Source organism: Clostridium muellerianum, from assembly GCF_012926525.1.
GTDB lineage: Bacteria > Bacillota > Clostridia > Clostridiales > Clostridiaceae > Clostridium_AM > Clostridium_AM muellerianum.
Window position 1 is genome coordinate 1 of sequence record NZ_JABBNI010000063.1, and the last position, 22,083, is coordinate 22,083.

General features: G+C 29.7%; 20 protein-coding genes. 2 read left to right on the top strand and 18 right to left on the bottom strand.

Features of this window, described 5'->3' with window-relative positions; genetic code table 11:
* From HBE96_RS20855 to HBE96_RS20910, 12 genes are all read right to left on the bottom strand, one after another.
* The coding region (locus HBE96_RS20855; RefSeq protein WP_169299630.1) for a sigma-54 interaction domain-containing protein at positions 1 to 1,047 on the bottom strand (1,047 nt) is incomplete at its 3' end.
* A gap of 209 nt (positions 1,048 to 1,256) precedes the next feature.
* Entirely contained in the window at positions 1,257 to 2,261 is a 1,005-nt protein-coding gene (locus HBE96_RS20860; protein WP_169299631.1) for an electron transfer flavoprotein subunit alpha/FixB family protein, read from the bottom strand.
* Positions 2,262 to 2,279: 18 nt separating this feature from the next.
* A complete protein-coding gene (locus HBE96_RS20865; protein ID WP_169299632.1) occupies positions 2,280 to 3,059 on the bottom strand; it encodes an electron transfer flavoprotein subunit beta/FixA family protein in 780 nt (259 codons plus the stop codon).
* Positions 3,060 to 3,071: 12 nt separating this feature from the next.
* Positions 3,072 to 4,211: an acyl-CoA dehydrogenase gene (locus HBE96_RS20870; protein ID WP_169299633.1), complete on the bottom strand. Its 1,140-nt coding sequence runs from the start codon at positions 4,209 to 4,211 to the stop codon at positions 3,072 to 3,074.
* 162 nt (positions 4,212 to 4,373) lie between these two features.
* Entirely contained in the window at positions 4,374 to 5,552 is a 1,179-nt protein-coding gene (locus HBE96_RS20875) for an acetyl-CoA C-acetyltransferase (protein ID WP_169299634.1), read from the bottom strand.
* A gap of 59 nt (positions 5,553 to 5,611) precedes the next feature.
* Positions 5,612 to 6,457, bottom strand: coding sequence for a 3-hydroxybutyryl-CoA dehydrogenase (locus tag HBE96_RS20880; protein ID WP_169299635.1), 846 nt, complete (start codon positions 6,455 to 6,457; stop codon positions 5,612 to 5,614).
* A 31-nt stretch (positions 6,458 to 6,488) separates the two neighbouring features.
* Positions 6,489 to 7,268, bottom strand: coding sequence for a short-chain-enoyl-CoA hydratase (locus HBE96_RS20885; RefSeq protein WP_169299636.1), 780 nt, complete (start codon positions 7,266 to 7,268; stop codon positions 6,489 to 6,491).
* A gap of 416 nt (positions 7,269 to 7,684) precedes the next feature.
* Positions 7,685 to 10,297: an ATP-dependent chaperone ClpB gene (gene clpB, locus HBE96_RS20890; protein WP_169299637.1), complete on the bottom strand. Its 2,613-nt coding sequence runs from the start codon at positions 10,295 to 10,297 to the stop codon at positions 7,685 to 7,687.
* Positions 10,298 to 10,500: 203 nt separating this feature from the next.
* The gene (locus HBE96_RS20895; RefSeq protein WP_169299638.1) at positions 10,501 to 11,757 is read right to left on the bottom strand and encodes a helix-turn-helix domain-containing protein; all 1,257 of its coding nucleotides are present in this window, start codon (positions 11,755 to 11,757) and stop codon (positions 10,501 to 10,503) included.
* 18 nt (positions 11,758 to 11,775) lie between these two features.
* Positions 11,776 to 13,080 (bottom strand): helix-turn-helix transcriptional regulator, encoded by a 1,305-nt coding sequence (locus HBE96_RS20900; RefSeq protein ID WP_169299639.1) that lies wholly within the window; start codon positions 13,078 to 13,080, stop codon positions 11,776 to 11,778.
* A 542-nt stretch (positions 13,081 to 13,622) separates the two neighbouring features.
* A complete protein-coding gene (locus tag HBE96_RS20905) occupies positions 13,623 to 13,787 on the bottom strand; it encodes a YtxH domain-containing protein (RefSeq protein ID WP_169299640.1) in 165 nt (54 codons plus the stop codon).
* A 96-nt stretch (positions 13,788 to 13,883) separates the two neighbouring features.
* Positions 13,884 to 14,798: a ribonuclease H1 domain-containing protein gene (locus HBE96_RS20910; RefSeq protein WP_169299641.1), complete on the bottom strand. Its 915-nt coding sequence runs from the start codon at positions 14,796 to 14,798 to the stop codon at positions 13,884 to 13,886.
* Between the two features lie 263 nt (positions 14,799 to 15,061).
* Here HBE96_RS20910 and HBE96_RS20915 point away from each other — a divergent pair, with 263 nt between their 5' ends.
* Positions 15,062 to 16,807, top strand: a complete 1,746-nt coding sequence (locus HBE96_RS20915) for an ATP-dependent metallopeptidase FtsH/Yme1/Tma family protein (protein WP_169299642.1) — start codon at positions 15,062 to 15,064, stop codon at positions 16,805 to 16,807.
* A 231-nt stretch (positions 16,808 to 17,038) separates the two neighbouring features.
* On the opposite strand, the gene HBE96_RS20920 is transcribed toward HBE96_RS20915, so the two are convergent.
* From HBE96_RS20920 to HBE96_RS20930, 3 genes are all read right to left on the bottom strand, one after another.
* A complete protein-coding gene (locus HBE96_RS20920) occupies positions 17,039 to 18,010 on the bottom strand; it encodes a rhomboid family intramembrane serine protease (RefSeq protein WP_169299643.1) in 972 nt (323 codons plus the stop codon).
* Positions 18,011 to 18,086: 76 nt separating this feature from the next.
* On the bottom strand, positions 18,087 to 19,145 hold the full coding sequence (locus tag HBE96_RS20925; RefSeq protein WP_169299644.1) for an HD-GYP domain-containing protein: 1,059 nt from the start codon (positions 19,143 to 19,145) through the stop codon (positions 18,087 to 18,089).
* Positions 19,146 to 19,250: 105 nt separating this feature from the next.
* Complete coding sequence (locus HBE96_RS20930) at positions 19,251 to 19,646, bottom strand: DUF6762 family protein (RefSeq protein WP_169299645.1); 396 nt, start codon at positions 19,644 to 19,646, stop codon at positions 19,251 to 19,253.
* Between the two features lie 114 nt (positions 19,647 to 19,760).
* Here HBE96_RS20930 and HBE96_RS20935 point away from each other — a divergent pair, with 114 nt between their 5' ends.
* Positions 19,761 to 20,090 carry a hypothetical protein gene (locus HBE96_RS20935; RefSeq protein WP_169299646.1) on the top strand — a complete coding sequence of 110 codons (330 nt, stop codon included), beginning with the start codon at positions 19,761 to 19,763 and terminating at the stop codon, positions 20,088 to 20,090.
* A 16-nt stretch (positions 20,091 to 20,106) separates the two neighbouring features.
* Here HBE96_RS20935 and HBE96_RS20940 read toward each other — a convergent pair whose 3' ends face one another.
* The 3 genes from HBE96_RS20940 to HBE96_RS20950 all read right to left on the bottom strand — a co-directional run bounded on the left by HBE96_RS20940 (position 20,107) and on the right by HBE96_RS20950 (position 22,081).
* Entirely contained in the window at positions 20,107 to 20,541 is a 435-nt protein-coding gene (locus HBE96_RS20940; RefSeq protein ID WP_169299647.1) for a Fur family transcriptional regulator, read from the bottom strand.
* 50 nt (positions 20,542 to 20,591) lie between these two features.
* Positions 20,592 to 21,143, bottom strand: coding sequence for a manganese efflux pump MntP (locus HBE96_RS20945; protein WP_169299648.1), 552 nt, complete (start codon positions 21,141 to 21,143; stop codon positions 20,592 to 20,594).
* Between the two features lie 215 nt (positions 21,144 to 21,358).
* The gene (locus tag HBE96_RS20950) at positions 21,359 to 22,081 is read right to left on the bottom strand and encodes a YgjP-like metallopeptidase domain-containing protein (RefSeq protein ID WP_169299649.1); all 723 of its coding nucleotides are present in this window, start codon (positions 22,079 to 22,081) and stop codon (positions 21,359 to 21,361) included.
* Positions 22,082 to 22,083: the final 2 nt, after the last annotated feature.

Sequence of the window (22,083 nt, forward strand, 5' to 3'; positions counted from 1 at the left end):
ATCTTTTCTTCTTTCTCTTAATGGTAATACCGTAATTGGTATCACATTTAAACGATAATACAAATCTTCCCTAAAAAGCTTTTTATCTACCATATCTTTCAAATCTCTATTAGTTGCTGCTATAATTTTTACATCTATTTTAATGGTTTTAGTTCCGCCTACCCTTGTAATTTCGCTCTCTTGAAGTACTCTAAGAAGTTTAACCTGCATATCTAATGGCAGTTCACCTACTTCATCCAAAAATAGGTTTCCATTATTGCACATTTCAAATAATCCAATTTTGCCTTCTTTATTAGCACCGGTAAAAGCTCCTTTTTCATAACCAAAAAATTCTGATTCCATAAGGTGTTCAGGAATAGCACCACAATTTACCTTTATAAAATTCTTATTACACCTTGTACTATTTCTATGTATATACTTAGCAACCTCTTCTTTACCTACACCTGTCTCTCCAAGTAAAAGCACCGTAGTATCTACCTTTGCTACTTTTTGGGCCATTTCTAAAACGTTAATCATATTTTCATCTTCTACTACAATATCTGAAAAATTTAAAAGATCACTTTTTATATTGTTCGGTTTATAATGCTCTTTATGAGAAATTTCTTCATCTTTTTCTATTTGCTCTTTTAATTCATACAGTTCCGTAATATCCCTTACACTTGTAACTACCATAGTTACGTTTCCTTCTGTATCAAGTATAGGATTACTGGAAACTAACACTGTTTTGCCTGTCTTCAACTTTTGTTCAATTGTTATACCTTTTTTCTCTCTTAAAACTATAAGACTTGCAGACTTTGACATATATCCGCTTTTTTCTAAAACCGCCGTATTTTTTTTGAGCACTTCTTCTCTATTCATACCCGTGATTTTTTCCCAACTCTTGTTTACTAATATAGTATTAGCATACTTATCTGTAACGTAAATACCATCATTAGAGCCTTCAATAATATCCTGTAATTCTTTTAATTTAAACTTAGTACACTCTAACTCCATTTCTACATCATTCAAACTAGAAAAGGAGTTGTTCATTAACTTATGAATTTCCATGATATAATGTAACCTCCTAATCCCTATACATTTTAGTAATATTAAAATAAAATATAAATAATTGTATAAAATGCAATTATTTATATTTTGTATCAATTATACTATATAATTATATTTAATTCAAAAAATAAAAAACTCCGTATATAAGTTTTCACAAACTTATATACGAAATTTTTTATCTATAATCTGAAGTGAGTGTTTAATAAGTATTAGTTATTTAAGGCATTTATTTGAGATACCATTTCTGGTATAACCTTCTTATAATCTCCTACTATAGCTAGATCTGCTATTTTCATTATTGCAGAACTCTCATCTTTATTTATAGCTATAATATAATCACTATCCTGCATTCCTGCCAAATGTTGAATTGCTCCTGATATTCCACAAGCTATATACACTGTAGGTTTAACTGTTTGCCCTGTTTGTCCTACCTGACATGACTTGTCGATCCATCCATTTTCTACTGCTGGTCTTGATCCTGCTACTGCTCCTCCAAGAACATCCGCTAATTCTTTTAATGTAGCAAAGCCTTCCTTGTTTCCTATTCCTCTTCCACCTGATACTATGAACTTAGCTTCTCCTATATCCATAATATCTTTTGCTATTTTAACTACTTCATCTACTTTTACTCTTATATCTGTTTCTTTTAAATCAGCACTTATTTTTTCTATTTTGCCTTTTCTTGATGTATCTTTTTGTAATTTTTCAAATACTCCAGGTCTTACTGTTGACATTTGTGGTCTATTTTCTGAGCATTCTATTGTTGCCATCAAGTTTCCTCCAAATGCTGGTCTTGTCATTTGAAGATGTTTTGTTTCTGCATCTATATCTAAACCTGTACAATCGGCTGTAAGTCCTGTTGAAAGTCTTGCTGAAACTCTTGGTCCTAAATCTCTTCCTATATATGTTGCTCCTACAAGTATTGCTTCTGGTTTTCTTTCATGTACCAGGTCACATATAATTTTTGCATATCCATCTGTTGTATAATGTTTTAATAATGGGCTGTCTGCATATATTACTTTATCTGCTCCATATGCTACTAATTCTTTTGCTATTTCATCAGCTTCACTTCCAAGTAATAATGCTGTTACTTCTGTTCCTAATTTATCTGCTAACTCTTTGCCTTTTCCTATAAGTTCTAATGCCACTTTTTGTAGCTTTCCATCTCTCTGTTCAGCAAATACCCATACGCCCTTATAATCTGCTATATTCATGCTAAAAAACCTCCTAATTTATACATAGTGTTTTTCTTTTAATTTTGAAACCGCATAAGCTGCTGCTTCTTTAAATGGTTTATTTACAACTTCTCCTGCACCTTTTGCTTCCTTTGTTGCTGATTTCTTTACCTTTGTTGGTGATCCTGATAATCCTAAAAGAGATTTGTCTACACCTATGTCATTTGCAGTCCATACTTTTACTTCTTGTTTAAATACATTAAATATATTTTTCATATGCATATATCTTGGTACATTTAACTCTTTTATTGCTGTTAAAAGTACTGGTGCCTTTACAGTTAAAGTCTCATATCCATCTTCCCATGCTTTTTTAACCTTTATTTTATCTCCCTCAATATCTACCTTTTCTACATATGTTATTTGAGGTATTCCTAGATGTTCAGCTATTTCTGGTCCAACCTGTGCCGTATCTCCATCTATTGCTTGTCTTCCTGCAAAAATTATATCGTAATCTAATTTTTTTAATGCTCCTGCAAGTGCATGTGATGTTGCTAAAGTATCTGCTCCTGCAAATGCTCTATCTGTTATTAGTATAGCTTCATCTGCTCCCATAGCCAAAGCTTCTCTTAAAGCTACTTCTGCCTGTGGTGGTCCCATACTTATTACTGTAATCTTAGCTCCTGCATTCTCTTTTAATACTAATGCTTCTTCTAAAGCATTTTTATCATCTGGATTTATTATTGATGGAACACCTTCTCTTATTAATGTTCCTGTCTTTGGATCTATTTTAACTTCTGTTGTATCTGGTACTTGTTTTAAGCAAACAACTATATTCATTTAAAAAACCTCCTATCTTAATCTGCTTCCTGATATAACCATTTTTTGAACTTGAGATGTTCCTTCATATATTTCTGTTATCTTGGCATCCCTCATCATTCTTTCTACTGGATAGTCCTTAGTATATCCATATCCACCGAATAACTGTACTGCCTTAGTTGTTACCTCCATAGCAGTATCTGCAGCAAATAATTTTGCTCTTGCAGCATCTATTGTAAAAGGAAGTCCCTTTTCTTTTTTCATTGCTGCCTTATATACTAAGTTTCTTGCAGCTTCAATTTTTACGTCCATTTCAGCTACCATCCAAGCTAAGCCCTGGAATCTGCTAAGTGATTTTCCAAATTGTTTTCTTTCTTTCATATATTTTATAGCTTCATCTAAAGCACCTTCAGCAAGTCCTAATGCTTGTGCTGCTATACCAATTCTTCCTCCATCAAGAGTTTTCATTGCTATAGGGAATCCTTTCCCTTCTTTTCCTATTAGGTTTTCTACTGGTACTTTAACATCTTCAAATACAAGTTCTGTTGTTGATGATGCTCTTATTCCCATTTTATTTTCAACTTTTCCAAATGAGAAACCTGGCATTCCTTTTTCTAAAATGAAACCTGATATTCCCTTATTTCCTTTACTTCTATCTGTCATAGCAAATACTATAAATATATCAGCATAAGCACCATTTGTTATGAATATTTTCTGTCCGTTTAATACATAATGATCACCATCTAAAATAGCCTGACTTTGTTGTGCTGATGAATCTGTACCTGCATTTGGTTCAGTTAAACCAAATGCTCCTATTTTCTCTCCCCTTGCAAGAGGTGCTAAGTACTTTTGTTTTTGTTCTTCTGTACCGAATTGTTGTATTACACATGCGCAAAGAGAAGTATGTGCTGAAAGTATAGTTGATGTTGTTGCACATACTTTTGCTAATTCTTCTACCGCTAATATATATGAAAGTGTATCTCCACCAGCTCCACCGTACTCTTTAGCAATAGGCATTCCCATCATTCCGTACTTAGCCATTTTCTTTACAGTTTCTAGTGGATATCTTTCTGTTTCATCTATTTCTGCTGCTAAAGGTTTAACTTCATTTTCAGCAAATTCACTTACCATTTGTTTTACAAATTCCTGTTCCTTTGTCAATGTAAAATCCATAAAAAGTCCTCCTAAATCTATTTTATTTAATTCAATAGTACACATTTCTTTAAATATGTAGCTAAAGTTAAAAATAACTTTAGCTACATATTTTAAAATTAAATAAGTTTTAAAGTCTCAAGCCGGTAGAGGTCTCAAGCTCCCACTCTTTAATTTTTTTAATTAACATTTTTCAACTATTACGGCTGTTCCCATTCCTCCGCCTATACATAAAGTTGCTAATCCTCTTTTAGCATCTCTTCTTTGCATTTCATATAAAAGTGTAGTTAAAATTCTAGCTCCTGAACATCCTACTGGATGACCTAATGCTACAGCTCCTCCGTTTACATTTACTTTCTTCATATCAAATTTCAAGTCTCTTGCTACTGCTATACTTTGAGATGCAAAAGCTTCATTTGCTTCTATTAAATCTAGATCATCTACTGTTAAATTAGCTCTTTCTAAAGCTAATTTAGTAGCATAGAATGGACCATAGCCCATTATAGCTGGATCTAATCCTTTTGTTCCATAAGATACTATTTTAGCCATTGGCTTTAATCCTAATTCTTTTGCTTTATCAGCACTCATAAGTACTAGAGCTGATGCTGCGTCATTTATTCCTGAAGCATTTCCTGCTGTAACTGTTCCACCTTTTTTGAAAGCTGGTTTTAATTTAGCTAATGCTTCCATTGTTGTTCCTGGTCTAGGTCCTTCATCAGTATCAAATACTACCTCACCTTTTCTAGTTTTAATAACTATAGGAACTATTTCATCTTTAAATTTTCCTGCTTTTATTGCTGCTTCTGCTTTATTTTGAGAATCTACTGAAAAAGCATCTTGTTCTTCTCTTGTTATATGCCATTGATCTGCTATATTTTCAGCAGTCATTCCCATATGGTAATTATTAAATGCATCAAATAGACCATCATGAAGTAAAGAATCTTGCATTTCTGTTGCTCCCATTCTTTGTCCCCATCTTCCTGATTGAAGTACATATGGTGTTCTTGACATGTTTTCCATTCCACCAGCAACTATAATATCTTCATCACCTGTTTTTATTATTTGTGCTGCTAAGCTTATACTTCTAAGTCCTGAACCACAAAGTATGTTTACTGTCATAGCTGGAACTTCTACTGGAATACCAGCTTGAACTGATGCTTGTCTAGCTGCGTTTTGTCCAAGTCCTGCTTGATATACACAACCCATCATTACTTCTCCAACTTGTTCTGGTTTTATTCCTGCTCTTTTTACAGCTTCTTTAATGACAGTAGCTCCTAAATCAACAGTTGTTACATCTTTTAATGCTCCTCCAAATTTACCTATAGCAGTTCTAACTGCGCTAACTATAACTACTTCTCTCATGTTAATTCCTCCTAAAATTCTTATTTTGTACAATTATGAAATCTATTTATACGGCTTTATTACTTTGTATAGTCATAAAATCCTTTGCCAGTTTTTCTTCCTAATAATTTTCCTCTTACCATTTTTCTAAGTAATGGATGAGGTCTGTATTTTGAATCACCAAATTCTGTATATAAAACATCCATAACAGCTAAGCATACATCAATACCAATTAAATCTGCTAAAGCTAAAGGTCCCATTGGATGATTAGCACCTAACTTCATTGCTAAGTCAATATCTTCTGCTTTAGCAACTCCATCAGCCAAAATTCCAGCTGCTTCATTTATCATAGGAACAAGTATTCTGTTAACTACAAATCCTGGAGCTTCTTCTACTTCTACTGGCTCTTTTCCAATTTCTTTAGCTATTTCAACTATTTTATTTTTAGTTTCTTCTGAAGTACAAATTCCCTTTATAACTTCTACCAATTTCATTACTGGAACTGGATTAAAGAAATGCATTCCTATAACTTTATCTGGTCTATTTGTAGCACTTGCTACTTCAGTAATTGATAAAGATGATGTATTTGAAGCAAGTACTGCTTCTTTCTTACAAATTCCATCTAACTCAGCAAAAATTTTCTTTTTAATAGACATATTTTCTATTGCAGCTTCTACTACAAGATCTGCATCCTTTGCTAAACTCATATCTGTAGTAGGTTTTATTCTACCAAGAATTTCATTTTTAACTTCTTCAGTCATTTTTCCTTTTTTAACACTTCTATCAAGATTTTTAGTAATATTTGAAATTCCTTTTTCAACAAATCTATCTTCAATATCTCTCATTACTACTTCATGACCTGATTGAGCAAATGTTTGGACAATTCCTGATCCCATTGTTCCTGCTCCTAATACAAATACCTTCATATCTTATACCCCCAAATAATAATTTTTTAGTTTATTTTAATGTAAAGTTTGGTTTCCTTTTTTCTAAGAAAGCACCCATTCCTTCTTTTTGATCTTCTGTTGCAAAGCATAAACTGAATAAGTCATTTTCAATTGTCATTCCTGTATCAATATCAGTTTCAAAACCTTTATTTATAGCTATTTTTGAATATCTTATAGCTGCCTGTGCCTTTGAAGCAATTTTTTCTGCTAATGCCTTTGCTTCATTCATTAATTCTTCAGGTGCAACTACTTTATTAACAAGTCCTATTTTTTCAGCTTCTTCAGCCTTAATAATATCTGCTGTATATATTAATTCTTTTGCTTTTCCTGTTCCTATTAATCTAGAAAGTCTTTGAGTTCCTGCAAATCCAGGTATAATTCCTAGTCCAACTTCCGGTTGTCCAAATTTAGCTTTTTCTGAAGCTATACGCATATCACAACTCAAGGATAACTCGCAGCCACCACCTAATGCAAAACCATTAACTGCTGCAATAACAGGTTTCTCCATAAGTTCTATTTTCCTAAATATGCCCAAACCTAACTCAGCAAATTTTCTTGCCTGTTCTGGAGTTTTGTCTTTCATTTCTGCTATGTCAGCTCCAGCTACAAAAGCTTTACCTTCCCCTGTAAGTATAAGTACATAAACACTATCATCATTTTTTATGTCGTCAATACCTTGGTTAATCTCATTTAATACATCACTATTTAATGCATTTAAAGCTTTAGGTCTATTAATAGTTAATATACCAATATGATTTTCCTTCTCTAATTTTATATTTTTATATTCCAAGATAATCACCCCTTATGCCATTTATTATTAGCAAAAGCCGTGCCAATGATATTGATTTTTTAACATATATCTTTTTAAAATATTCTGTAAGTATTGAGATAGTTAAAATATTAACATTTCTTCCATTTTATTGATAATATGTAATATAATTATGTTGCAAAATCACAACACAATGCATATCAGCAACAGGCCTATGCCACTATGCCGATTGTTGCTTATAGTTTATATGTTTATAATTTTCAGAAAACCGAGTTGCAGAATTGCATCTTTTCGTTTCATTTTTAACGATACGCAATATAATATTACCATCATAAATAAAAGCTGTGAAATTAAGGTATTAAACCTATATTTCACAGCTTTTAAATTAAAATTATATTAAATTTTTCAAACTACATTTTAAATATAGCTTCGCCATATTATTGTATACTGCCTTTTATATTTTCAATAATAATTTCATCACTTTTCACATCAACACCTATGGTACACCCTTCATATACATCACCACTGATAATTTTCTTTGCAATAGCTGTTTCTAATGTATTTTCAATATACCTTTTTAAAGGTCTTGCACCATACACTGGATCATATCCTTCTTTTGCCATAAGTTCTTTAGCAGTTTCCGTTATTTTAAGAGATATGTTTTTGTCTTTTAATCTTTTTCTTATATCTTCAAGAAATATTTCTATTATACCTTTTATTTCTGATGTTGATAAAGGTTTAAACAATATAATGTCATCCAACCTATTTAAAAACTCTGGTTTAAACTTTAACTTCATTTCATTCATAACTCTGTCTCTAATATGCTGCTCTATTCCTGTGCTTTCTGTATTCTCTAATAAATAACCACTTCCAATATTTGAAGTCATAATTATTATACAATTTTTAAAATCTACAAGTTTTCCTTGATTATCTGTAAGCCTTCCATCATCTAATATTTGAAGAAATATATTAAACACATCCTCATGAGCTTTTTCTATTTCATCAAATAGTATTACACTATAAGGTTTTCTTCTTACAGCCTCTGTAAGCTGACCACCTTCTTCATACCCTACATATCCTGGAGGAGCTCCTATAAGTCTAGATACAGAATACTTCTCCATATACTCTGACATATCTATTCTTATTATGTTTTCCTCACTATCAAATAAGGTTCTAGCTAAAGTTTTAGCCAATTCTGTTTTTCCAACTCCTGTAGGTCCAAGAAATATAAATGATCCTATTGGTCTTTTAGGGTCCTTCATACCAGCTCTTGCTCTAATAACTGCATTGGACACAGCTGTTACAGCTTCTTTTTGTCCAATTACTCTCTGTGAAAGTTCACTTTCTAATCTTAAAAGTTTTTTTCGCTCACCTTCTACAAGTTTAGATATAGGTATTCCAGTCCAATTTGAAATTATCTGTGAAATTTCCTGCTCTGTTACCTCTTCTTTAAGCATAGCCCCTTGATTATTTTCTTTCAGTATTTTCTCTTTTTCCTTTATTGAAGCTTCAAGCCTTGGTATTAATCCATACTTAAGCTCTGCTACTTTATTTAAATCATATTCTCTTTCAGCTTTTTCAATATCTCCTCTAGCATTATCTAATTGCTCTTTTAAATTTCTAATTTCAGTTATCTGAGATTTTTCTTTTTCATATTTGGCTGTCATTTCATTATCTCTATCTTTTAGATTACTTAATTCTTTTTCCAAGAATTTAAGTCTTTCCATAGAAGCATTGTCTTTTTCCTTAGATAATGCTTCTTTTTCAATTTCTAACTGAAATATTTTACGTTTTACCATATCCATTTCTGTAGGCATGCTATCTATCTCTGTTCTTATCATAGCACAAGCTTCATCGATAAGATCTATTGCTTTATCTGGCAAATATCTGTCTGTTATATACCTGTCCGAAAGCTTTGATGCTGCAATAATAGCTGAATCATGAATTCTTATACCATGATATATTTCAAATCTTTCTTTAAGCCCTCTAAGTATTGATATAGAATCCTCCACCGTAGGCTCATCTATCACTACAGGTTGAAATCTTCTCTCTAGTGCTTTATCTTTCTCTATATATTTTCTATACTCATCAAAAGTAGTTGCCCCTATACAGTGAAGTTCTCCTCTGGCAAGCATTGGTTTTATAAGATTTCCTGCATCCATAGAACCTTCTGTTTTTCCCGCTCCAACTATAGTGTGAATCTCATCTATAAAAAGAATTATCCTTCCTTCGCTGTTTTCTACCTCTTTCAATACTGCCTTGAGTCTTTCTTCAAATTCTCCTCTAAACTTTGCTCCTGCAATGAGAGCTCCCATGTCTAAAGAAAATATTATTTTATTTTTAAGCCCTTCTGGTACATCTCCTTTTACAATTCTCTCCGCTAAACCCTCCACTATAGCAGTTTTACCAACTCCAGGTTCTCCTATAAGTACAGGATTATTTTTAGTTCTTCTAGAAAGTATTCTTACAGTCCTTCTAATTTCATCATCTCTTCCTATAACAGGATCTAATTTATGCTTTTTAGCTTCCTCTACTAAATTTCTACCGTACTTTACTAGTGCCTCATAAGTACCTTCTGGATCTTGAGTTTCAACTCTTTGATTTCCTCTAACCTGAGATAAGACACTTAAGAAAGCGTCTTTAGTAATATTAAATTTATTTAATATCCCTTTTACTTCTTTAGAGTCCACATCCATAATTCCAAGCATTACATGTTCTACACTTATATAAGAGTCTTTAAACTTTTTAGCTTCCTTTTCTGCTTTTGCAAAGACGTCTTCAAATCTTCTAGTTGCATAAAGAGATGAATTTTGAGCCCCTTCCCCTAGAACCTTTGGCATTGTATCTAAAACCTTGCTTATTTCATCTCTTAGTAACTTTATGTCTACTCCCATTTTACTAAATATATTAGGAATAAGCCCATCTTCCTGAGATACTAAAGCTTCCAAAAGATGGATAGTATCTATTTGCTGGTGGTTATGCCTAACAGCCACTAATTGAGCTTCATTTAAAGCTTTCTGAACTTTTATAGTTAACTTTTCTATATCCATAAAATAACCTCCTATTAAAATGTCATAACTTAAACATTATGTTTATCTCGCAAAACACTCTATTATCATTGTTCCTTTTAACTCCTATTATAATCAATTTTACTAACTATTCAATATAAGTTGTAATAATAGTTATTACAAAATTATTAATTTTAAGTATAAAAAAATCATCCTCAATATTAGGGATGATTTTTTATTAAACACTACATCTTTTTTTCTAAATTAATAGCAAAATTAAAATACTTTATGGATTCTCTTACATTATGCATCCTATAGTACATATCACCCATTTCCATATACCTTCTATATATCTCATTGTTACTAGCAAACTTCAACAATGCATCCAGAGATAAGTTCATATACATTTCTGCAGATGTAAGATCTCCTCCCTTTTCCAAAATCAATGATTTATAATAATATGCTCTTTCTATAAAAGTTATATCGTTTAAAGTTATAGCACAATTTACAGCTTCATTGCAAACTGTTTGCGCTTTATCTAACACATTATTTTCAATTAACTTATCTATGCTCATTAACATAAACTTAACTAAGTCTTTCTTGTTATCCTTAGGATAACATTCTAATGCTTTATTTACGTAACTTATTGCCTTATCCTTAATGTTTAAACTAAACATTACTACAGCACAATTATATATTGCTTGAGACTTATGAGCTAAGTTATCGTCATATAAGTCATAAGACTTTTGTTCATACTCGTTAAAGTTATCCATATTATTTCGTCTAAGACATAGTATAGCAAGCATATGATAAGCTTCTGCTTTTTTTATATCATTTTCTATATAATTAACTAACTTTGTAAGATTTACAGCTATTTCATACGCTGTTTCATAATCCTCTAACATTACATAACAGGCTGCCTCATTATAAGTTGCCCTTGCCAACAAAGCATAATCTTTGTTTTTTTTAGAAACTTCTCTTACATTGCTATAATAATTAGCAGCTTGAGAAAATTCTTTTGTACTATAAAAAAATCTAGCTATATCCATGTAATACATTACACCATTTTCTTCTGTAAAACATTTTTTCCAGTAATCATAATACTTAGATATTATAAGCTGTATTTTTTCAATTTTATTTTTATCTAAATAATAATTAAACAATAAATGCATTATCTCAAAAGATACATCAAAATAAAAATATTGCTCTGCAAACTTTAAGTTATATTCTAATACACTTTCATATTCATCTGAGTATCCATTTTTATATACATCCCTAATATTTTTTACTACTTGAGATTTAATATCCTGTTTTAAATATGATGCATCAATCTGAAGTTTTTCTGCTATAAATTCCAATATCCAATCTTCAGGTTTAATTTTATCATTTTCAATACAGCTCATTTTTGAGACCGATATCTTATCCCCACATAAATCTTTTAAGGTGTATCCTTTATATGTCCTAGATCTTTTAATCTTTTCACCTGTAGAAAGTATCTCCATAATTCTCACCTATTCACACTAAGAGTCTTTTAATATTCCAAGTCTTCTAAAAGTTTCCACGCCTTCATTTAAATACCTAGCAGCCTCATTCTCTCTATTGTTGTCCATATAAAACTTACCAACCATAATACTTATTTCAGCAATTTCCTTAGTGTAATCCATATTCCTAACAAAACTTAATGCCATAAGTAAAGTATTTTCTGCATCAGTTAAGTTAGATTCCAACATATCTATTCTATATTTAAGTAGATAATAATGTATTAAAATTCTATCACTGCCATCTTCAATGCTATCCATTATATTTTTAAGCATCATTTTAGCATTTTCTATATCTTTAAGTTTTATATAATTTTCACATATACTTACTAAAGTTTCCACAATACTAGAATCTTTAATCTTTACCTTTAATTCTCTCGCTTTGTTTAAATGTATAAAAGATTCCTCTAAATTACCAAACTCATAGAATAACTTTCCAAGACTATTCTCTATTTTCGCAATATGTGTAACATCATTAATTTCCCTATACACATTTAGAGTTTTTCTAGAGTATTTTATGGCATTATCTATATCACCTTTTTTATTATACTCTTCAGACAATAATAATAATATCTTAGCATATTCTTTTTTATTATCCATCTGTCTAAATTTTTCTTTTGCTAAATAAGAATAATTCATAGCCTTTTCTGTATTTTCCAGCTTAAAATAAACACAAGCTATATTATAATATATTTGTCCAAGTAAAAAGTCATTTCCTATATCATTTTCATTATATACACTTTCTGCTTGTTGAAAATAGCTGCAAGAAGAATGATAAGCTTTTAACTTTATCGTTATTTCTCCAAGATTTACAAATGTTTTAATGGTTTCTTCATAATTATTATTTTTTATAAATATTACATTAGAGGAAAGAAAAAACTGCTGTGACAAAGCATATTCTTCTTTAATCATGTATATAACGCCTCTAAGATATAAATTTTTTGCTTTTCTATATTCTAAATTATACTTTTCCGCATAATATAAAGCTTTTTCTATGTACTCTTCACCTTGATTTAAATCTTCATTTATTATATAAGATTCTGCTATATTTTCAAAATAGGTACATATCTTTTCTGCCTGTGTCTCCTCTGATTCCATAAGGTATTCTATAGAAGTATTAAGCGCACTAGCAAGATACTCAAGCAAATCCATACTAGGATTTGATTTTCCAGACTCTACGAGACTAATTTGTCCCGGAGTAATTCTATCCCCTGCTAAATCTTTAAGCGTCATATTAAGATCTTTTCTTCTTCTTTTTATTTTTTCTCCTAAAGACAATATCTCCATAAACTCACTCTTCCTTTATTACACATATATTTATGCATACATAAACATTCGGGAAAAATTTAGACATATATTATTATAAGTATATGTCTGAAGTAGAACCTATTTTTAATTCAGTTTGTCTACAATTATTAATCCATACACTACATTTGTATAAACAAATGAGTTTTTAAGATTTTTGAACATTTACTACATAACTAAAAAATACAGCAAAGTAAAAAAATTTTACAATGATTATTTTTTATAATACATTTTGTAATTTGTGGTTAAAAATTTTAACCATATTAAACTTTTTCAAATTACACATATCATTATAACATATTTTTTAATGATAACACAAAAATTTTTAATTTAACTATATTATTATCATTATATATGGTATTTATCTTTTCCATTTATGCTTTATTAAGCAAAAAAAATTGCGTATTATAGAATTTATATAAATTTCATAATACGCAATTTTAATCGTTATTAAAATTTTTAGGTGTCTAAAAAACGATACATATATGTTACAACATTATAATATTTTAATGTACAATTGTTTCCTACATCATTTTATCTCTCATGTTATCATAAGCATCCTCTGCCATATTCTTCATATACTTTGCAGTTCTTTTTATTCTTTTTCTTGTTGTTCTATCCATTCCTGGAACTAACATCATCCCTAAAGCAGCTCCTACTAAAGCTCCTGTCACAAATTTACCACGCATATTCTATTCCTCCTTCTTATACATAATTAAATATTTTTGGCTTCATATATAGAATATGCATTTTTGTATATATTAAACAAAGAAAATTATACTAAATTACTGAACACATTTATCTAATAAATAAATAATAAAATTGTTTTTTTCTTCACCACTTAAATTAAATATTAAATTCTCAGCTTCTTTTGGATTTTCATTATATCTTTTAATAACATCCTCAAATGCAGTTTCACCTATTTCATTTTTTTTATCACTAGAATTAATTACATTTATTTTTTTTTCTCCTTTAGGAGCTAACTTCATAATTTCCTGTTTTATCTCTTCGCTTGACACATTTAAAGAATTTGCAAGCAGCCATTTTTCCACAACTTTATCTGACTGAATCAATAACTTTTCCTTACACTTTTCATCTACAAGTTCATTAAAAAAGTCGCCTGTATGACTATCTACTTTAACAAAAATCACCTGAATACCTTTATTCATTAATTTATTCATCTTTTCATAGTATTCTGCCGATGACTGTTCCCTTCTTTCCCAAAATCCTGTAGCATGATGGCAAATACCTTCATAATCATGAAATATAACTACTTTTCTATCCCCTTTATCTAAAGCGTATTCTACTCCTTTAATAGCTCCTTCTAGTTCACCAGCTATTTGCCTGATGTTTCTTTTAGAACTATCTTTTGATGCTTTACTGTCTATATATTCAACTATATTGTTTCTAACAGCCACTACACCATATGAATACATTTCTGTACTACTGTTATAACTACCATCAACATAAATATGCAAACAATCCTCAGGATAATTTAGGTCTTCTTTTTTTAATAATTTACTGCCTTCACTTAGATATTTATTTGCACTATTAATATCCTCAAAACTTTTATACTTAGCCCCCTTAACCCCTTTAACATACTTTAAACACTCTGACCAAGTATTAACTATTTTATTTTCTACTTTCTCATTAGTCTGAAAGTTAAACCCTTCTTTTATTGCATACACCTTTTTTCCCATACTTAACCTCTTTTATTTCCATTCTTACATACTAGAATTTAATGTTCACTTTATAAATAAAGTATACAATAAATTAAAATTTCTGCAATGAATATTTTAGACTTGTTATTTTTTTGAAGATGCCTTATATATACAAATTCCATAAATTACTTTAGCAAATTTTATGATTTTCATTAGACTAAAAATCAAAAATACTATAATATCATAATCAAGGTATTTGAATGGCGTAAAAAACGTTTGAATTTTGGAAAGGTGAGGTATTTATGAAAAAAATTAAGAATAAGTTTATATTAATCCCTATGTTTACCGCTCTGGTTTTCCTAGGCTCTTCTATATTTTTTAATTATGGTCTTAAATCTGCAGACTACAAATCTTATGTACTGTTTTTAAAAGATGTATCCAATAAAAATATCTCTACTGTATACACAACTAATTCTTCTAAAATAACTGTTAAGTTAAAAAATGGATCTATGTATGAAACAGACAATCCTAGAACAAATGACTTTAAAGAATCCATGCTAAAAAGCAACATCACTGTTTCTGAAGATATTCCCTATAATAATAAAGGTCTATTTTCTTCAATCGGTTTAATTATATCTATTATTGCCATTATTGTTATGTGGCTAAAGTCAGCAAACATTACTTCTAAAGGTATGCTATCAGTAGATGCCCTAGATACAATGGAAGTTGAAAATACAGACTATAACTTTGAAAGCATCGCCGGTAACGATGAAGCTAAAGAAAGCGTAAAAGATTTAGTTGATTTTCTAAAAAACCCTGATAAATATGCCTCATACGGTGCAAGAATGCCAAAAGGTGTTATGCTTTATGGGGAACCTGGTACAGGAAAAACTCTTCTTGCAAAAGCTGTAGCTGGAGAAGCTGGTGTTCCTTTTTACGCTGTTTCTGGTTCTGACTTTATTCAGGTGTATGTAGGTGTAGGTGCTAGTCGTATAAGACAATTATTTAAAAAAGCTAGAAATAACAGTACAGGAAAAGCAGTTATATTTATTGATGAAATTGATGCTATAGGTAAAAAAAGGGATTCAGGTAAAAGCAGCGGTGGATCTGATGAAAGGGATCAAACTTTGAATGCACTTCTTACTGAAATGTCCGGATTTAATGAAAAAGAAGGAATTATAGTAATGGCAGCTACCAATAGATTGGATATGCTGGACCCTGCTCTACTTAGACCTGGAAGATTTGACAGGCACATAGAAATAACACTTCCCGACATAAGCGCTAGAGAAAAAATTATTAATTTACATTTAAAAAATAAGCCTACTGGAAATATAAATATAAAAGAATGGGCACAAAAAACTTCTTATTTTTCCGGAGCTAAAATTGAAAACTTATTAAATGAAGCTGCGATACTAGCTTGTAAAGAAAATAGCAAAAATATAGATGATTTACATTTAGATAAAGCATTTTCTATAGTACTAGCAGGTCATGAAAAGAAAAATAGAGATTATATAAAAGATATTGACAGAAAAATTACCGCTTATCATGAAGCTGGACATGCTCTTGTTTCTCTAAAAATTCTTCCTAATGAAACAGTATCAAAAATAACTATTATACCTAGTACTAAAGGTGCTGGAGGATATACATTAAGTATACCTGAAGATAATTTATATCAGAATAAAACTTATTTAAAAAATAGGATAATGGTACTACTCGGAGGAAGAGCAGCCGAAGAAATTATATTTGGAGCTGATTATATAACTACAGGTGCCCATAATGATTTAAAACGTAGTACAAGCATAGCTTTTAACATGACAACTCATTATGGTATGGGTGAAACTTTAGGTCTTTTAAACATGGAAGAACTTTTAAACTTAAACTTAAATCCAGATCAAATTATTAAAGAATGTAAAGAATTTATAGATTCCGTGTATGAAGATGTTAAAACATTACTTTTAAATGAAAAGCACAATTTAGAAAAAATAACTAACATGCTTTTAGAAAAAGAAACTTTATATAAAGAAGACCTTATTTTAGAGGACAATTGACAAAGTACAGAGGACAGTGAAGGTAAATTTTCTTCCTTACGTCAGAAAACTAATACAAATTTAAAGCTTGTTTTGCTAACGCAGAACAAGCTTCAAATTTATGTAAATCAGCAATGTTTCACTTTAGTGAAACGATCTATCCAAAACTTAATTGAAGATTTTTCGTAGTGAAGCGGAGAAAAATCCTCCTTCACTGTCCTCTGTCAATTGTCCTCTGTCCTCTAAAAAAGTTTAGTACCTTCTCCCTATTCCTAGTAAAAGAGTAATAGCAGTTCCTCCAACAAGTCCTCCCAAATGTCCAAAGTTATCCACATTACTCATTGAAAATCCCATAAATAAGTTTATAGCTATTACTGACATGATGTTTGTAAGAAAACCTCTGCCTATTCTGTCTTTCATTTTTACTGAAAATACTAGTGCTGCTCCAAGTAGGCCAAATATTGCTCCTGATGCACCTATGGATACTGAAGATGAAAACATATAACTAAAAATTGATGAAACTATGCCTGCTAAAAAATATATAAATAGATATTTAATCTTTCCATAAATCTTTTCAATAAGTGGCCCTAAAGAATATAATGCATACATATTTAAAGCTAAATGTACAATTCCACCATGCAAAAACATGCAGGTAACTAATCTATAATACTCTCCTCTAGCTATAAGATAGTTAACTTTAGCACCTAAAAATACCAGTACATTTATGTTACTATCTATAAAGTTTCCTGATAGATATGCAGTTAAAATATATGCAAGTACATTTACACTAATTAAAATGTATGTTATAATTGATGCTTCTGATTTTCCATAACTTGATACTGACCTATTCATACAATCTAATAACTCCTCAACTTTACTTTCCAATCCATTGCTATAATAAAGTATTTTTTTATCCACAATGTTAATAAAAATATATTCACACTGTGGATAAGTTCTGTCACTTATATTATTGCCAACTAAAATTTGTATTAATCTTATATTGTCACATTTTAGAGCATTTTTTAGTGAATTTATAAAATTTACTTTATCTAAAGAATTATAATTGTTTGCATCCGAAAAAAATATTACTTCTGCAGAATTTTCTCCTCTTCTTACAGCTCCCCAGGTACTTTGTAGTCCTGGCATCATTCCTTGAAATTCTATAATGCCATAGCCATAATTTTTACATAATGTGCTTATTAATTCTTTTATATACTTTTCCATATTTCCTCCTTATGTTTCTAAAAAAGCGATTTAAAAAACCTCCGAAACTTTAGTGCGGAGGTTTGAGTTATTAATATTAAACAACACCTTCTATTACAATGCTAGGGTTTTTAAGAAGGTCTATTTCATAAAAAGGTATAGGCTCTCTTGTTTTCACATCATACAATAATCTTATTATTGGTCTATCGGGAAATCCTTTATTTTGACTTATTACATATCCTTCGTCACCATTTGAAAGTCTAACACAGGACCCTAGTGGATAAATAGAAAATGTATTTTTAAAGTTTGCAACTACATTACTATCAAAACTAGTCCCAGATCCCGAAAGAATTAATTCATAGGCATCATTAGATTTAAACTTATCTCTATAACACCTGTCATTGCTGACTGCATCATATACATCACATACACATATAACCTTAGCAAACCTAGATATTTGGTTACCAGTTAATCCATATGGATATCCTTTCCCATCAACTCTTTCATGATGTTGTTCTACAACTTTAATTATAGAATCAGGCATAGTAACATTCTTTTTCAATATTTCAGCTCCATATATAGTGTGCTTTTTCACTTCTTCAAATTCTTCTTTTGTTAAAGGTCCCTTCTTATTCAACAAATCAGTAGAAATCTTAGTCTTTCCTATATCGTGAAGAATTGCACCAATGACCATTTCCTTTAGATCCCATTGATTATATTTAGATGCTATACCTAAAAAAGCAGTCATTATACAAGTATCTAAAGAATGTATATATGTATAATTATCAAAAGTTTTTATGTCGTAAAGGCTTTTATTAACGTCTCCCAATTCTATTACATAACTTATCATTTCTTCTACCCTGTTTAAAGATTCTTTAAGTTCTTTACTGTTAACATTATTAACATTTTTCATTATTCCAGAAAGACTTTTTATTGTAACTTGTTTTAATTCTGTTAATCTTTCATCTTCTACATTTACATCATCTAATCTTTCATCTCTCACATAAACATAAAAAACTCCTAATTCTGTCAACTTATTTATGTAGTTAGTGTTTAACTTGACTCCTGCTCTTAAAAGCACACGTCCTTCATTACTTAAAATGCTTTTACCAATTACATCTCCTGGTTTTACTCTATTTATAAACTCTAACCTCATCCTTACACCTCAACAAAATTTAATTAAATTAACTACATAATTTCCATGTGTAACTTTATTCATCTGATAGCCACCTACTGTAGTACTTCTACTAAGTAAGATTTATTAATATTGTTCTTTTTTATCTTTTATATCCTCAAAAACTTTTTCTATGGAATTGTTTATCAAAACACATAGATCATTTATTTTTTCGTTCATTTTTCCATGATCTTCAACATAATCAAATTTTACTAGCCAAGTTGGATTATACTCATCATCTATATCTTCTATGCTGAATCCATTTTCAGAATATACCTTTTCATCAAACAAATCAAATATTGCGGAGTATTCCCATTCCTCTACATCACGATTAGTATCAAAATATACATTTACTTTATCACCATCAAAAAACATTTTTGTAATATATTCTGCACCATCAGAAACTTCATAACTACCCAATTCTTTTACTATAAAATTAGTTTCTTTATCTTTTTCCATTAATACTAAAGAAGAAAAATTCAATGTTATCACCATCCTTATATAAAAATGTATTATTTCTCATTAAATTAATAAGTATTTACTTATTTCCATTTTTTGGTTATTATTATATATGTATCATATTTTAGGAGGTAAGCTATGAAAAAGTTTTTAATTTTATTGTTACCTATTATTCTGGTAAGCTGTTTTATAAGATACAACTATACTATCAGTAAATCTACAGATATAAAGTATGTAATTGAAGAATACTTCACCACTGGTATTCTTAATAGTTATAAAATGTGCACTGTGTCTAAAGTAAACTTAAGCTTTTCTAACGGTAACATAGCTGTAGTAAAAATAGACGGAATGGAAGATAAATCTCCTCATAAGAAAGTATCTTATAATGTCTTTTTAGAAAAAAATAATAAAGGTAATTGGAAAGTAAAAAAAGTATATACCTTAGAACCCAATTTAAACTCTAATTAATAAAAGAATAGCCAATCTATTCTTTACTTTCATGCTTTTTCTTCTTACATTCATTGCAAATTCCTTCAAGATTAATATTTAATTCTTCATCCACAGCTGTAAAACCTGTTGTATTTTTTATCATCTCTCTAATTTGCTGCATTGGACAATCTATTTCTACTTTTTTATGGCATACTTTACACTGTAATATATGCTTGTGATCTTCCTGTTTTATAACATAATTATATTTTCCACAGCCTAGATCAAATTTTCTTATAATATCTTTCTTTTCAAATAATTCTAATGATCTGTATACTGTTGATAAGTCAATATTTATTTCTCTTTGTTTACATTCATCAAATATAAATTCTGCACTTAATGCCCTATCATTTTTCCGTAAAATATCTAATATATTAATTCTAGCTTTTGTTACTTTTATACCATGCTGCCTCAAACAATGATCTATTTCCATAACCTCACCCCGAGTTTTTCATATGATGAATTAATGAACTATAATTTCACTTAAAAAAACATCATCTTTACACCAAAAATAACTAATATAATTCCACCTATGTAATCTGCATATTTACTTACTATTTCTATACGTTTTAAATATTTTGCTAGTAAAAATGCCATAGAAGATATTATTAATGTAACTACACCTATAAATATAGTATCTTGCAAAATAGCAAAATTATCTCCCACTTTATTAAGAATAGTAAACCCTATAACCATAGCATCTATACTTACTGAAATCCCCAAGATTATAGACATACCTGGCTTTATCAGAGGACATTCTTCTTCACTTTGGAATCCTTCTTTAAGCATCATTACTCCAACTATAGCTATTAATGCACCTCCTATAATATTAGGAACTGAAGCTACATATCTATTAAATAGAAAGCCTGCATACGCTCCTATAATTGAAAATAAAAATTGAAAAAATCCAAAGGAACTGGCAAACAAAACTTTGTCATTTATTTTTACACTATTATTTAAGCCTATACACAAAGCCACCCCAAACGCATCTAATGAAAGAGCTATAGCAATTAAAAATAATGAGTAAAAATCCATACTTATTCTCCTTATTAATTACTTATCATTGTATTATAACAATACTATTTTACTTTATATCTATTATAATGTCTAGTTATGCACATGTATTTATAAGTTTAATATTCGTTATAGATGTCCAACTTTAAAATCTAAATTTTGTTATAAAATCAGAATTGAATTTTACCACTCATAGAATCAATGTAAGATTTAATTATGATATTGTATATCTATAATTAGTCTTCTAAAGACCTCATTAGTTTAAATCCGTTGTCTTTAAGCCATTGCCTTCTAACCCTATAATCTGGCAATATCTTCTGCACTGCACTCCAGTATTTTGGGGAATGATTCATATGTATCAGATGGCACAATTCATGCACTACTACATAATCTACTACTTCAATAGGTGCCATTATTATTTTATAATTATAATTTATATTTTTCTTAGAAGAGCAACTTCCCCAAAGAGTTTTTTGATTCTTTATCCTAATTTTTAATGGATATTCACTAATAATCTCACTGTAAAACTTAGTTCTTTCCACTAATATTCTTTCAGCTTCCCTTTTGTATATATTAGCTATAATTTTTTTTATTTTATGCTGATCTAATCTTATATTATAATCGAGATAAACTTTAAACATTCCATGAGAAATTAAAAATTCATAATTACTTTCCTTCCCACAAACTAACTCTAATTTCAAATTTACTCCAAGATATAAAATTTTAGTACCATTATTTAAAATTGTTTTTTCCTCTAAATTTTGATTTTTTATCATATTCAGTTTATTCAATATCCAATGAGTTTTTTTCTTAACTATTCTATCTATAGTTTCTTCACTAATACCAAAGGGAGAAGTAACTATAACTTCTCCCTTATTAGTTATTTTAATACCAATAGTTTTTCTTATCTTTCTAAAAACCTTATAGGTAAATGATTGTAACTTATTATTACTTTCCACGT